We start from the raw sequence: 13,995 nt of genomic DNA, 5'->3' as shown, positions 1-13,995 counted from the left end.
GAGCTGGTTTCCGAGGCCCGCCGAGCCCGCTCGCGGACCCGTTGTCAGTGGTGCCCTCTACGGTTTGTTCATCGGGCGAACCGTAGGGGGGAACAGTGGCGACGGTCGAGGTGGGGAGCGTGCGCGCGCCCGCGTGGCGCGGGGGTTTCGGACGGCTGTGGAGCGCTGCCGTGCTGTCCAGCTTCGGCGACGCGCTGCGTACGGCCGCGCTGCCCCTGCTGGCCGTCACAGTGACGGACGAGCCGCTGCTCATCGCCTCCGTCACGGCCTGCGGCTATCTGCCCTGGATCGTCTTCGGACTGCTGGGCGGGGCGGTCGCCGACCGCGTGGACCAGCGGCGCGCCATGTGGATGGCGGACGCGTTACGGGGCCTGCTGGTCGCCGCCTTCGCCGTGGCCGTCGCGCTCGGTCACGCCTCGATCGGCCTGCTCATCGTGCTGGCCGTGGCACTCACCACCCTCCAGACCCTCTTCGACAACGCCGCGACCGCGTTGCTGCCCGCCCTGGTCGACCGGGACGCGCTGGGCAGCGCCAACGCCCGGCTGATGACCGGCCAGCGCATCGCGGGCGGCCTGCTGGGCGGACCCGTCGTACCGCTGCTGCTGGCGGCGGGGGCCGCCGTGCCCTTCGCGGCCGACGCGGTGACCTTCCTGGTGGCCGCCGCGCTGATCGCCACACTGCCGGCCGCGGCCGAGACCGACCGCGAGCCGAGACCGGCGGGCAGCACCCTGCGCAGCGAGATCGCCGAGGGGCTGCGCACCCTGTGGCGCGACCGCGCCCTGCGCAGCCTGTGCGCCGCCTCGGCCCTGTGCAACATCGGCATGGGCACCCTCCTCGCCCTGCTGGTGGTCCTCGTCACCGACTGGCTGGAGGCGGGCCCCGCGGGCTACGCGGCGGCGGGCACCGCCTTCACTCTGGGCAGCCTGGCCGGGGGAGTGGTGAACGGCCGGCTGGTGGCGCGGCTCGGCCGGCTGCGGGCGGTGCTGCTCGCCGGATCGGTGCAGACCGCGGCCCTCGTCGTCATGGGCACCGTGCGCAGCCTGGCCGTGCTGGTGGGGATGCTGGTCGTCTTCGGGTTCATGGGGATGGTGTGGAACGTCAACACGACGACCCTGATGCAGGAGCGCAGCCCCGCCGAGCTGTTGGGCCGGGTCAGCTCCGCCTTCCGCACCCTGGCCTTCGCCGGAGTACCCGTCGGCGCCCTGCTGGGCGGAGCCGTCGCCACCGCCTGGGGGCCGAACACCCCGCCCTTGCTCACCGCCGCCTTCTTCCTCCTGGCCGTCATCGCGCTGATACCCACGCTCAACGCGAACGTATCTGTTGTTGAACCGGACGACGGTGCCACGACCACCGATGCCACGCGCTGATCAATTAGGTTGGGTCCGGCAGCGGGGCAAGGTACGCAGGCAGGACAGGAAAGAAGGCTGAAGTCCGAGATGAACGCAGACGGCCGTACCAGGCTCAACCAGACGCCCGAGTGGACGGCACTGGCCAAGCACCGCGAGGAGCTGGGCGAGGTCCGGCTGCGCGAGCTGTTCGCCGCCGAGCCCGGCCGCGGCACCGCGTACGCCCTCCGGGTCGGTGACCTGTACGTCGACTACTCCAAGCACCTCGTCACCGACCTGACCCTGCGACTGCTGCGGGAACTGGCCGCCACCACCGATGTCTTCGGGCTCCGGGACGCCATGTTCCGCGGGGAGAAGATCAACACCACCGAGGCCCGGTCCGTGCTGCACACCGCGCTGCGGGCGCCTCGGGACGCGGTCGTCGAGGTCGACGGCGAGAACGTGGTGCCGGGTGTGCACACCGTGCTCGACAGGATGGCCGGCTTCGCCGACCGGGTGCGCTCCGGGGAGTGGACCGGGCACACCGGCAAGCGCATCCGTAATGTCGTCAACATCGGCATCGGCGGCTCCGACCTGGGCCCCGCGATGGCGTACGAGGTGCTGCGCGCCTACACGGACCGCTCGATGACGTTCCGTTTCGTGTCGAACGTGGACGGTGCCGACCTGCACGAGGCGGTCAGGGACCTGGACCCGGCGGAGACGCTGTTCGTCGTCGCCTCCAAGACCTTCACCACCATCGAGACGGTCACCAACGCCACGTCCGCCCGAAGCTGGCTGCTGGCCGCGCTCGGTGACGAGGCCGCCGTCGCCAAGCACTTCGTCGCCCTGTCGACGAACGCCGAGAAGGTCGCCGGGTTCGGCATCGACACGGCCAACATGTTCGAGTTCTGGGACTGGGTCGGCGGCCGCTACTCGTATGACTCCGCGATCGGTCTGTCGCTGATGATCGCCATCGGGCCGGACCGCTTCCGGGAGATGCTCGAGGGGTTCCGGATCGTCGACGAGCACTTCCGGACCGCGCCCGCCGAATCCAATGTGCCGCTGCTGCTGGGCCTGCTGGGCATCTGGTACGGCAACTTCCATGACGCGCAGTCGCACGCGGTGCTGCCCTACAGCCACTATCTGTCGAAGTTCACCGCCTACCTCCAGCAGCTCGACATGGAGTCCAACGGCAAGTCGGTGGACCGCGAGGGCCGTCCCGTCCAGTGGCAGACGGGGCCGGTGGTGTGGGGCACGCCCGGCACCAACGGGCAGCACGCCTACTACCAGCTCATCCACCAGGGCACGAAGCTGATCCCGGCGGACTTCATCGGCTTCGCACGGCCGGTCGCCGAGCTGAGCGAGGAACTCAAGGCGCAGCACGATCTGCTGATGGCCAACTTCTTCGCCCAGACGCAGGCGCTCGCCTTCGGCAAGACGCCGCAGGAGGTGCGGGCCGAGGGCGTGCCGGAGGAGCTGGTGCCGCACAAGACGTTCCGGGGCAACCACCCGACGACCACGATCCTGGCGCCCGAGCTGACGCCGTCGGTCCTCGGCCAGCTGGTCGCCCTCTACGAGCACAAGGTGTTCGTGCAGGGCGCGGTGTGGAACATCGACTCCTTCGACCAGTGGGGCGTCGAGCTCGGCAAGGTCCTCGCCAAGCGCGTCGAGCCCGCGCTGACCGAGGGCGCCGAGGTCGAGGGCCTGGACGCGTCCACCGAGGCCCTGGTCGCCACGTACCGGGAGCTGCGCGGCCGGCAGTGACGGCGAGCCCGGCGGGGAGCCGGGCCGGGCGGGACGGCGGGCGGCGGCGCGCCGTCCGCTTCTCGTCGACTCCCCGGCGATCATCAAGGCGAGTGCTCCGGGGAGCGCACGGTCGGGGCGATGCTCTTCCCTTGGCGGCGCGGCGGCACCGTACGGCAGTTGCGGGTGCCGCTGCTCAACTCCCTCAAACTGCTGGTGCTGTTCGTCGCATGCGTGGCCGCCCTGCTGGGGCTGGTCCAGACGGTGAACGGGTCGGCGCACCCCGCCGTGATCATCGGAGTCGGCGTGACGGTGTTCCGCAGCAGACCACGGGGTCAGGCGACCGCGCTCAGCGTGTCCGCGAGCCGGCGGCGTGCCGCGCGGGCCGCGGGCAGGGCGGCCAGGGCGGCCGCACAGAGCACCGCCGCCGCCCCCAGCAGCAGCATGAGGAGGGCCGACGGGCCCTGCGCGATCCCCGCGCCGATCCCGCTCGATCTGCCCTGGGCGTCGATCAGCCAGTGGGCGAGCGGCAGGCCCAGGGCGGTGGCGGCGAGCACGGCAGCCAGGGCCGTGCAGCCGATGGCCGTGACCGTGATCGCCGTGATCTGGCGGGGGGAAAGGCCGATGGCCTTCAGCGCCAGCAGGTCCCGTTCGCCCTCGCGGACGGCGCCGCCGATCGCGGTCAGCAGTTCGATGAGCCCGATGAGGGCGAGCACGGCGATCAGCCCGGCGACGACGGCCCGCAACGGGGAGAGCCCGTCGGCGGGGTTGGCCACGGTGTGCACGTCCAGATGGCCGCGCCCGGCCGTGGCGAGCCGGTCCGCGACCTCCCCCGGGTCGGCGCCGGGGTCGAGGCGCAGCTCGTAGAGGGTCGGGCGGAGCCCGGGGTCGTTCGCGCGGAGGGTGTCGAGGGACGTGGAGATGACCCGGCCGGCGTTCTCCGGCTCGATGCTGCGGCCCACGATGTGCAGGATCTGCGGCTGGTCGCCGACGGTCATGCGGACCCAGTCGCCGACGCGCACGTCCAGCAGGTCGAGCAGCCCCTGCCCGGCCACCGCCTCGTCGGCGCCGCGGGCGGCTCGGCCCTCGGCGAGGGTGTAGGGGTAGGGATCCTGCTGCGTGCCGAGGCCGCGCAGGGCGATGGTCGCCGTCTGGCCCGGGACCAGGGCGGCCGTTTCGACGCCGGGGTAGGCGGCGGCGACCTGCGGATCGCGCTCCAGGAGGGCGCGGGTCTGCCGTTCGCCCAGACCGCTGTCGGCGCGGACGCTGAGCGTGGTGGGCAGGCCGATCTGCTCCGGCTCGCTGTGGAAGCGGTCGATGGTGGTCCACGCGCTCATGGCCACGACGATCAGCAGCAGCGGCAGGGTGAGGCGGGCGACCGTGGCGAGGGAGCGGGGGCGGCGGGTGAACGCCTTGTGCCAGCCCAGCACCAGCGCGGGCGGAATCCGCAGGCCGAGCGCCCGGCGGGCCGCGCCGGAGAGCTGTCCGGTCCGTGGAGCCGCGGGCGGGAGCCTGAGGAGGCGGCGCACGCCGCTCGCCGGCCGCCCGCCCGGCGAAGCGGCAGCGGTCGGCCTTCCGCGGTCGGCGGACCGAACCCCGCGGCTCCGGTTCGTCACCCCGGACAGACGCCCGCCCAGCGGGGCCGTGGGCCTCGGCACCGGCACCGGCGGCACCTGTCCCGCCCGCCACGCGGCCAGGCCGGTGGTCGCGCCGATGAACAGCACCGCGCCCACCGGGACCACGACGAGCGCCACGGTGTGCCCGGGAAGGCCCTGCCACACACCGACCGCGTCCCCGAGCCGGCCGGGGATCCGGCTGCCCAGGGCCTCGGCGAGCGCTGCGGCGGCGACGGCGCCCAGCAGGGCGTAGGCGAGGTGCTGGAGCAGGAAGACGCGGACCACCTGGCCCGGGGTGAAGCCGATCGCCTTCAGGACGGAGAGATCGCGCAGGTGGCCCCGGATACGGGTACTGATCGCGCCGTGCACGGCGAGCCCGGCGGCGATCAGCGCGCCCAGCCCGAACAGGCCCAGCACCTGGCCGAGGAGCCGGTTGTCGCCCTGGGCCTCGGCGCGGGCCTGCTGCCAGGTGGACACCTCGCCGATCGCCCCGGCCCCCAGCACGGTCACGGCACGCTGCACGATGTAGGACGTGTCGCCCGGGTCCGTCAGCCGCAGCCCGATCGCCTGGCCGCCGGGATCCGGCACGGCCGACGGCAGTGCCCACACCAGGCCCGGCTGCTCACCGGGCCGGTAGCGCGGCTCGGCACTGTCGGCGACCCCCACGACGGTCAGCTCGCGGGCGGTGCCGGGCACGCCGATGGTGTCGCCGGGCTCGGCCAGCAGGGCGCGGGCCAGGCGGCTCTCCAGGACCACGCCGTTCGGCGTCGCGGGGTCGAGCCAGTGGCCGGAGACGATCGGCGGGCGGCCGACGGAGGGTCGTTCCGGGGTGCCGCGCAGTTCCACGGCGGCGCGGCTGCCCCGTGAGGAGACGGTGGTGTCGGCGGTGGGATAGGGCCCGGCGACGGAGTCGACGCCGTCCAGGCCGGCCAGTTTCCCGGTGTCGGCGGCGGCGTCGGTGTGCAGCCACACATGCGCGCCGTGCGACTGCGTGAAGACGCGCTGCCAGGGATTGGTCGCGTACCCGAACAGGGCCGTGGCCAGCAGCAGTGAGGCGACGATGCCCGCGGTGGCGAGGACGAGGAACAGCGCCTCGCCGCGGTGTGTGCGCAGATCGGAGTGTGCCCAGCGCAGGGTGGCTCGCACGGGCCTCAGCCTCTCGGCCCGGACGCCGGGCGGCCGGGCACCCGGCCCCTCGGCCCACTCGTGGCGCAGTCGTCGTACACCCGCATGTCAGTCCTTGAGTTCCAGCACACCGGAGATGCCGGACCGGCGCGGGGGTGTGCCGCCGTCGAGTTCCGCGTCGTCGGCGATCCGGCCGTCGAAGAAGCTGATCACCCGGTCCGCGGCGCTCGCCAGCCGCGCGTCATGGGTGACCAGCAGGATCGTCTGGCCGCGCTGGTGGAAGCGGGACAGCAGCCGCATCACCTCGCGGGTGCCCTTGCTGTCGAGGCTGCCGGCCGGTTCGTCGGCCAGCAGCAGCGGGGGATGGTTGACCAGGGCCCGGGCCAGGGCGACCCGCTGCTGCTCACCGCCGGACAGCTCGCCCGGCATGCTGCGCTCCTTGCCCGTCAGGCCCAGCTCGGCCAGCAGCTGCTCGCGCTCGGTGCGCGCCTGCTTCGGCGAGCTTCCGGCGAGCAGGGCGGGCAGCTCCACGTTGTCGGCGACGGACAGGTTCGACACGAGGTTGAAGAACTGGAAGACGATCCCGATCCGCTTCCTGCGCTCCACCGCCCAGCGGGCCTCGCTGTAGGTGTCGGTGGACTCGCCGTCGAGCCAGAGGTGGCCCGCGTCCGGCCGCTGGAGCCCGCCGAGCAGATGCAGCAGTGTCGACTTGCCGGCGCCGGACGGGCCGGTGATCGCCACGAACTCGCCCTGCCGTACGCACAGGTCGACCCCGCGCACGGCATGGGCGGGCGCGCCCTCGCCGTGGTGGGTCTTCACCAGCCCCTCGGCGCGCAGCACAGGAGCGGGACGGTCGTCGCTCACTCCAGCTCCTCCAGCTCTTCCTGGCACCGCTCCAGCCAGTCGAGATCGGCCTGCAAGTGCAGCATCGCACCCTCTATCAGCAGATGCGCGATGCGGTTGTCGCGGTCTTCGGCGGCGGCCAGCTTCGACAGCTGCCGCATGGTGTTCAGATACTGGCGCCGCTGGTGGTTGATCAGGGAGATCTGGTCGGCGAGCCCGGTCTGCGGAGCGAGCGCCAGTTTCATGAAGAAGTCGTCCCGTACCCGCGGCTCGTCCTCGGGCTCCTCGAACCAGGCGCGCAGCGCCTCCCGCCCGGCGTCGGTGAGGTGGTAGACCTTTTTATTGGGCCGGCTGGACTGCGCCACGTCCTCGCCCTCGATCAGTCCCGACTTCTCGAGGCGGCCGAGGGTCACATAGATCTGGCCGACATTCGGCTGAGGGTACGCGGAGCCCAGCAGTTGCTCAAGGTCCTGCTTGAGCTCGTAGCCATGGGCGGGGCCGCGGGCGAGGAGTGCCAGGAGGTGCAGGCGCACGCGTGCAGTCCTCCTGTCCGGTCAATGTGCTCCAGACCCTAGTATCGCCCATACCTAACAGGTATACATGGCCTCTGATTCCGGGCAAGGGAGCCCGTCGCCGGTGTACAGGGAGGAACCTATGCGGTGGATCCATGCCGCGGGTAGGGGCCTTCTCGTTCTCGCCGTGGTCCTGACCGGTTATGTCGCCGCCGGAGCGCAGGCGGGGGAGCCGCCGGAGAGGGGTCGTGGACCGCTCACCCTGGCCACCGCCGGAGACCTCACCGGCTATCTCGGCCCCCTGCTGGAGGGCTGGAACCGCACGCACCCGGGCGAGAGAGTGACCCTCGTCGAGCTGCCCGACTCGGCCGACGAGACCCAGGCGCAGATGGCCACCGATCTGCGCGACGGCGACCGCAGCCGGTTCGACGTGCTCAACATCGACGTCAACTGGACCTCGGAGTTCGCCGCCGCGGGCTGGATCAGGCCGCTGCCCCGCGACCGCTTCCCGCTGAAGACCTTCCTCCCGCCGGTCGTGGACACGGCGACCTACGACGGACAGCTCTACGCCGTCCCGTACGTCACCAACGCCGGCCTGCTCCTCTACCGCAAGGACGTCCTCGCCGAGGAGGGCGTCGCCCCGCCGCGCACCTGGGCGGAGCTGGAGCGGTACGCGAAGACCATCGCCCCGAAGCACGGCCTCGACGGCTACGCCGGGCAGTTCCTGCCGTACGAGGGCCTCACCGTCAACGCGGCCGAGGCCGTCTACTCGGCTGGCGGCTCGATCCTCGGCGACGAGGGCGAGCGCGTCACCGTCGACTCGGCGGCGGCCCGCGAGGGCATCGGGTTCCTGGCGCGCGGAGTGCAGGAGGGCTGGATCCCGAAAGAGGCGCTGACCTACAAGGAAGAGGAGTCCAAGCAGGCCTTCCAGGACGGCCGGCTGCTCTTCCTGCGGAACTGGCCGTACGCGTACGTAAGCGCCTCCGCCCCGGGCTCCCGGGTCGCCGGGAAGATCGGCGCCGTGCCGCTGCCCGGACGGGACGGCCCGGGGACGAGTGTCCTCGGCGGCTCCAACCTGGCCGTCAGCACACACGCCCGGCATCCCGACTCGGCCGCCCGTCTGCTCGCGTACCTCACCAGTGAGGGCGTCCAGCGCCAGGTCCTCACCCGTGGCGCGCTGCCGCCCGTACGGGCCGATCTCTACAAGGACCCGCAGCTCATCCGCAGGTTCCCCTATCTGCCGACCCTGCGCGAGAGCGTGCTCGCGGCCGCGCCGCGCCCCAAGAGCCCGCGCTACGACCAGGTCAGCCTGGTCGTCCAGGCGGTCGTGCACGACGCGATGGCCGGGCACGAGACACCGACGGCGGCGGTGCGCCGTCTGGCGCGGGAGCTCGACGTCATCTCGCGCGGCTGAGCGCTCCCCAGCGCTTCTACTTACTTGTTAGGTAACGCAGACATCTCATCTGGCTGAGAAATGCCCGATTGGTGCGTATTCGCACCACATCAACTCCTCAGTAGCTTGCGCCTTTTCATTGACACCCTCTCGACACGCCTACTTAACATGCATGCATAACCGCTGCCCTCCTCAGAGACAGGTCGATGGGTTGAACAGGCACCACTGGTGGCGTGACGCAGTGATCTATCAGGTCTACGTCCGCAGCTTCCTCGACAGCACCGGCGACGGTGTCGGCGATCTCGCCGGCGTCCGGGCCGGGCTGCCGTACCTGAAGAAGCTCGGCGTCGACGGGATCTGGCTGAGCCCCTTCTATCCCTCGCCGCAGCACGACCACGGCTACGACGTGGCCGACTACTGCGACGTCGACCCGCTCTTCGGCGACCTCGCCGAGTTCGACCTGCTGGTGGGCGCCGCGCGACGGCTCGGCGTCAAGGTGCTGCTCGACATCGTCCCGAACCACTGCTCCAGCGAGCACCCCTGGTTTCGCGAGGCTCTCGCCGCGGCTCCCGGCAGCGAGGCCCGCGCCCGCTTCCACTTCGCCGACGGCCGCGGACCGGACGGTGACGAGCCGCCCAACAACTGGCACGCGATGTTCGGCGGCCCGGCGTGGAGCCGGGTGACCGAGGCGGACGGGCGGCCCGGCCAGTGGTACCTGCACATGTTCACGCCCGAGCAGCCCGACTGGAACTGGCGCGACCCGGAGGTCGCCGCCGAGTTCGACCGGGTGCTGCGCTTCTGGCTGGACCGGGGCGTCGACGGTTTCCGCATCGACGTCGCCGCGGGCCTCTACAAGCACCCCGAGCTGCCCGACTCCGACGACCCGGAGGCCGACGCCCGCACCCGCGACTCGGTCAACCCGCTCGCCTGGAACCAGCCCGAGGTGCACGAGGTGTGGCGGCGCTGGCGCTCCATATGCGAGGAGTACACCGAGCGGGACGACTGCGAGCGCCTCCTCGTCGGCGAGGTCTCCGTCCCGACCGCCCGCGAGCACGCCCGGTACGTCCGCCCGGACGAGCTCCACCAGGCCTTCTTCTTCGACCTGCTCAGCGCCCCCTGGGACCCCGACGCCTTCCAGAAGGTGATCTCGGAGGCCATGCAGGACATCGCCGGGACCGGCTCGACCGTCACCTGGGTCCTCAACAACCACGACCAGGTCCGCACCGTCACCCGCTACGGCGAACCGGCCACCGAGGGCAGCGGACTCGGCGCCGCCCGCGCCCGCGCCGCCGCCCTGCTGATGCTGGCACTGCCCGGCGCCGCCTACATCTACCAGGGCGAGGAGCTCGGCCTGCCCGAGGTCGTGGACCTGCCCGACGACGTGCTCACCGACCCGATCTTCCACCGCACCGGCAGCCGGGCCCGGATCCGTGACGGCTGCCGGGTGCCGCTGCCCTGGTCGGGGCAGGCCTCGCCCTTCGGCTTCACCCCCGGCGCGGAGAGCGCCAAGCCGTGGCTGCCGCAGCCGGAGTACTTCGCCGAGTACGCCACCGACCGCGCCCTCGCCGACACTCGCTCCTTCTGGCACCTGTACCGCGACGGCCTCCAACTGCGCGGAACCCTGCCCCAGTTGGGCGAGGGCACGCTGCGCTGGCTGGACGCCCCGCCCGGCGTCCTGGCCTTCTCCCGCGGCGACGACCTGGTGTGCGCCGTCAACTTCGGCACGGCCCCCACACCCGCGCCGGTCTCCGGCACCCCACTGCTGGCCAGCGGCCCCTGCCCCGCCGGGGTACTGCCCGGCTCCACGGCCGCCTGGTGGATCAGTTCCTGAACTCCCCGCAAGTCAACTCCCCGAAGGGACATCAACGATGATGCGACGACGTACCACCCTGCTGACCAGCTGCACCGCGCTCACTCTCGCGCTCGGCGCGACCGCCTGCGGCGGCGGCCCCGTCGCGGCCGGCGGCGGCGACAAGGCGCTCAGCGGCCAGACGGTCACCGTGGCCGGCGTCTGGTCCGGAACCGAGCAGAAGAACTTCCAGAAGGTGCTGGACGCCTTCACCGAGAAGACCGGCGCCAAGACGCAGTTCACGTCCACCGGCGACAACGTCTCCACCGTCGTCGGCAGCAAGATCGAGGGCGGCAACGCCCCCGACGTCGTGATGGTCCCGCAGGTCGGCGTGCTCAAGCAGTTCGCCGCCAAGGGCTGGCTGAAGCCGCTGTCGAAGAAGACCGAGCAGTCCGTGGACGCGGGGTACGCCCCCGTGTGGAAGGACTACGGCAGCGTCGACGGCACCCTCTACGGCCTGTACTTCAAGGCCGCCCACAAGTCGACCGTCTGGTACAGCCCCGACGCCCTCGCCCAGGCCGGTGTGAAGCCGCCGAAGTCGTACGACGAGATGCTGAAGGCCGGGCAGACCGTGTCCGACTCCGGGCTCGCCGCGTTCTCCGTCGCCGGACAGGACGGCTGGACCCTCACCGACTGGTTCGAGAACGTCTACCTCTCCCAGGCCGGACCCGAGAAGTACGACGCCCTCGCCGCCCACAAGCTGAAGTGGACGGACACCTCGGTCGTCGACGCCCTCACCATGCTCGGCAAGCTCTTCAAGGACAAGCAGCTCATCGCGGGCGGCCAGAAGGGCGCCCTGAACACCGACTTCCCCGGCTCCGTGGAGAAGGTCTTCGGGCCGGAGCCCGAGGCCGGCATGGTCTACGAGGGCGACTTCGTCGCCGGCGTCGCCAAGGACCAGTTCGGCAAGACCGTCGGGAAGGACGCCAACTTCTTCCCGTTCCCCGCGGTCGGCGGCGGTGAGGCGCCGGTCGTCAGCGGCGGTGACGCGGCCGCCGTCCTGAAGGACGGCAAGAACCAGAAGGCCGCGCAGGCTCTCACGGAGTATCTGGCCACGCCGGAGGCGGCGGCGGTGTGGGCCGAGGCGGGCGGCTTCCTCTCCCCGAACAAGGAGCTCGACCCCGCCAAGTACGGCGACGACGTCACCCGTGCCACCGCCGAGTCCCTCGTCCAGGCCGGGGACTCGGTCCGCTTCGACATGTCCGACCAGGCCCCGGCGGCCTTCGGCGGCACGAAGGGCACCGGCGAGTGGAAGCTCCTCCAGGACTTCCTGCGCGACCCGTCCGACCCGAAGGGCACCGCGGCGAAGCTGGAGGCCGCGGCGGCCAAGGCCTACCAGGACTGATACACGATGACAGCGACCCTCGTGAAAGAGACGAGTCCCCCGCCGCCCGGCGCGATCGCCGACCGGACGCGGCGACTGCGCCGGCGCGGCAAGGTCATCGCCCTGCTGTTCGTGCTGCCCGCGCTGCTGCTGCTCGGCGCGCTCGTCGTCTACCCCGTGCTGTTCAGCATCGGCCGCAGCTTCTTCGACGCCTCCGGGACGACGTTCGTCGGCGGCGACAACTACGCCGAGATGTTCAGCGACCCGGCGACCCTCAACGCCGTGCGCAACACGGCCATCTGGGTCGTCGTCGCACCGGCCCTGCTGACCGGCCTCGGGCTGATCCTGGCCGTGCTGGTGGAGAAGGTCCGCTGGGCCACGGCCTTCAAGCTGCTCCTCTTCATGCCGATGGCGGTCTCCTTCCTCGCCGCCGGCATCATCTTCCGGCTGGCCTACGACGAGGATCCCGACAAGGGCGTCCTCAACGCGGCGGTCGTCTCCGTCCACGACGCGTTCGAGGGCTCCTCGTCCTACCCGACGGCCCGGGGGCGTGACGGGCAGGGGCTGACGAAGGAGAAGGACGGGTCGTACCGCACGAGCCAGAGCGTGTCGCCGGGCAACGCGGTGTCGCTCCCTCTGGTCGGCGTGCTGCCCGACGACCTGCCGGGCGGCACCAAGCCCGCGTACGAGGCGGCGGGACAGAAGGCCGCCCCCGACGAGGTGCGCGGCGTGGTCTACCTGGACTTCACGCCCGGCGGGGGAGGGGAACAGGGCAAGGTCGACCGGAAGGAGAGCGGACTGCCGGAGATGAAGGTCGAGGCAGTGCGCGACGGCAAGCCGGTCGCCACGGCCACCACCGCGTCCGACGGCTCCTTCCGCTTCGAGGGACTCGAACCCGGCTCCTACGCGGTGCAGTTGCCGTCGTCCAACTTCGCCCCGCCCTACGAGGGCGTCTCCTGGCTCGGCCCTGCGCTGGTCACACCGGCGATCATCGGCGCGTACCTGTGGATCTGGACCGGCTTCTCCATGGTGCTGATCGGCGCCGGCCTCGCGACGCTGCCGCGGGACACGCTGGAGGCGGCCCGGATGGACGGCGCGAACGAGTGGCAGATCTTCCGGCGGATCACGGTGCCGTTGCTGGCGCCCGTCCTGACGGTCGTCTTCATCACCCTGGTGATCAACGTGATGAAGGTGTTCGACCTCGTCTACATCATCGCGCCCGGGCCGGTGCAGGAGGACGCGACCGTGCTCGCGACGCAGATGTGGCTGGTGTCGTTCGGCGGCGGCAACAACCAGGGGCTCGGCAGCGCGCTCGGTGTGCTGCTCCTGCTGCTGGTGGTCCCGGCCATGGTGTTCAACGTCCGCCGCTTCCGAAGGAGTCAGCGATGAACGCGGTTCGGCGCGGGTTGGGCAACGGGGTCGTCCAGGCCTTCCTCGTGGTGGTGGGCCTGGTGTGGATGACGCCCCTGGCCGGGCTGTTCCTGTCCTCGATGCGGTCCGCCGAGGACACCGCGAAGGGCGGCTGGTGGACGGTGTTCACCAGCCCCGGGCAGCTGTCCCTCGACAACTACTCGGAGCTGCTGGGGAACGCCGGCATCACGACGGCGTTCTGGAACACGGTGCTGATCTCGGTGCCGACGACGGTGCTCGTCGTCGTCATCGCGGCACTGGCGGGCTATGCCTTCGCATGGCTGGACTTCCCCGGGCGGGAGACGATCTTCCTGGTCGTGGTCGCGTTGCTGGTGGTGCCCGTGCAGATCGGCCTGCTGCCGGTCGCGAAACTCTTCGGGCAGCTGGGGCTGTTCGGGACGATCCCGGGTGTCGTGCTCTTCCACGTCGCCTACGGCCTGCCGTTCGCGGTGTTCCTGCTGCGGAACTACTTCTCCGAGATACCGAAGGAGATGCTGGAGGCCGCGCGCATGGACGGGGGCAGTGAGTGGCGCATCTTCACGCGGCTCGTGCTGCCCGTGGGACGGCCGGCGATCGCCTCCCTGGCCATCTTCCAGTTCCTGTGGGTGTGGAACGACATGCTGGTGGCGCTGCTGTTCGCGGACAGCGCGTCGCAGCCGTTGACCGTGGAACTCCAGTCTCAGATCCGGCAGTTCGGCAGCAACATCGATGTGCTGGCGCCGGGGGCGTTCGTGTCGCTGGTGGTTCCGGTGATCGTGTTCTTCGCGTTCCAGAAGCACTTCGTGCAAGGTGTCATGGCAGGGTCGGTCAAGTAGCCGCTGCCGATGCATGTCCAGGGGGCTCCGCCCCCTGGAC

At 71.3% G+C, this 13,995-nt stretch carries 10 protein-coding genes; 7 read left to right on the top strand and 3 right to left on the bottom strand.

Features of this window, described 5'->3' with window-relative positions:
* Nucleotides 1-95: 95 nt before the first annotated feature.
* Complete coding sequence (locus ACWIF2_RS37350) at nt 96-1,367, top strand: MFS transporter (protein WP_454365691.1); 1,272 nt, start codon at nt 96-98, stop codon at nt 1,365-1,367.
* A 69-nt stretch (nt 1,368-1,436) separates the two neighbouring features.
* Nucleotides 1,437-3,089, top strand: a complete 1,653-nt coding sequence (gene pgi, locus ACWIF2_RS37345) for a glucose-6-phosphate isomerase (protein WP_454365689.1) — start codon at nt 1,437-1,439, stop codon at nt 3,087-3,089.
* Nucleotides 3,090-3,403: 314 nt separating this feature from the next.
* Here pgi and ACWIF2_RS37340 read toward each other — a convergent pair whose 3' ends face one another.
* The 3 genes from ACWIF2_RS37340 to ACWIF2_RS37330 all read right to left on the bottom strand — a co-directional run bounded on the left by ACWIF2_RS37340 (nt 3,404) and on the right by ACWIF2_RS37330 (nt 7,185).
* Entirely contained in the window at nt 3,404-5,830 is a 2,427-nt protein-coding gene (locus ACWIF2_RS37340) for an FtsX-like permease family protein (RefSeq protein ID WP_454365687.1), read from the bottom strand.
* Between the two features lie 87 nt (nt 5,831-5,917).
* Complete coding sequence (locus ACWIF2_RS37335; protein WP_382498767.1) at nt 5,918-6,673, bottom strand: ABC transporter ATP-binding protein; 756 nt, start codon at nt 6,671-6,673, stop codon at nt 5,918-5,920.
* Nucleotides 6,670-7,185, bottom strand: a complete 516-nt coding sequence (locus tag ACWIF2_RS37330; protein WP_184596865.1) for a PadR family transcriptional regulator — start codon at nt 7,183-7,185, stop codon at nt 6,670-6,672. Before ACWIF2_RS37330 ends, ACWIF2_RS37335 begins: the two co-directional genes overlap by 4 nt.
* 121 nt (nt 7,186-7,306) lie before the next feature.
* Here ACWIF2_RS37330 and ACWIF2_RS37325 point away from each other — a divergent pair, with 121 nt between their 5' ends.
* The 5 genes from ACWIF2_RS37325 (at nt 7,307) to ACWIF2_RS37305 (ending at nt 13,955) form a co-directional block, all read left to right on the top strand.
* Complete coding sequence (locus ACWIF2_RS37325; RefSeq protein WP_454365685.1) at nt 7,307-8,578, top strand: ABC transporter substrate-binding protein; 1,272 nt, start codon at nt 7,307-7,309, stop codon at nt 8,576-8,578.
* A 151-nt stretch (nt 8,579-8,729) separates the two neighbouring features.
* The gene (locus ACWIF2_RS37320; protein ID WP_454365683.1) at nt 8,730-10,388 is read left to right on the top strand and encodes a glycoside hydrolase family 13 protein; all 1,659 of its coding nucleotides are present in this window, start codon (nt 8,730-8,732) and stop codon (nt 10,386-10,388) included.
* Between the two features lie 37 nt (nt 10,389-10,425).
* Nucleotides 10,426-11,751 carry an ABC transporter substrate-binding protein gene (locus tag ACWIF2_RS37315; protein ID WP_454365681.1) on the top strand — a complete coding sequence of 442 codons (1,326 nt, stop codon included), beginning with the start codon at nt 10,426-10,428 and terminating at the stop codon, nt 11,749-11,751.
* A gap of 6 nt (nt 11,752-11,757) precedes the next feature.
* The gene (locus ACWIF2_RS37310; protein WP_454365679.1) at nt 11,758-13,119 is read left to right on the top strand and encodes an ABC transporter permease subunit; all 1,362 of its coding nucleotides are present in this window, start codon (nt 11,758-11,760) and stop codon (nt 13,117-13,119) included.
* Complete coding sequence (locus ACWIF2_RS37305) at nt 13,116-13,955, top strand: carbohydrate ABC transporter permease (protein WP_454365677.1); 840 nt, start codon at nt 13,116-13,118, stop codon at nt 13,953-13,955. The genes ACWIF2_RS37310 and ACWIF2_RS37305 overlap by 4 nt, the downstream gene beginning before the upstream one ends.
* The last annotated feature ends 40 nt before the right edge of the window (nt 13,956-13,995 follow it).

It is taken from the genome of Streptomyces sp. NPDC055506 (assembly GCF_053643595.1).
The sequence above is the reverse complement of the archived record's forward strand: the minus strand, read 5'-3'. Positions and strand labels throughout refer to the sequence as shown.

Coding starts and splice junctions, on each gene's coding strand:
- pgi (WP_454365689.1), top strand. CDS start 1,437: ATGAACGCAGACGGCCGTACCAGGCTCAACCAGACGCCCGAGTGGACG.
- ACWIF2_RS37325 (WP_454365685.1), top strand. CDS start 7,307: ATGCGGTGGATCCATGCCGCGGGTAGGGGCCTTCTCGTTCTCGCCGTG.
- ACWIF2_RS37320 (WP_454365683.1), top strand. CDS start 8,730: ATGCATAACCGCTGCCCTCCTCAGAGACAGGTCGATGGGTTGAACAGG.
- ACWIF2_RS37315 (WP_454365681.1), top strand. CDS start 10,426: ATGATGCGACGACGTACCACCCTGCTGACCAGCTGCACCGCGCTCACT.
- ACWIF2_RS37310 (WP_454365679.1), top strand. CDS start 11,758: ATGACAGCGACCCTCGTGAAAGAGACGAGTCCCCCGCCGCCCGGCGCG.
- ACWIF2_RS37305 (WP_454365677.1), top strand. CDS start 13,116: ATGAACGCGGTTCGGCGCGGGTTGGGCAACGGGGTCGTCCAGGCCTTC.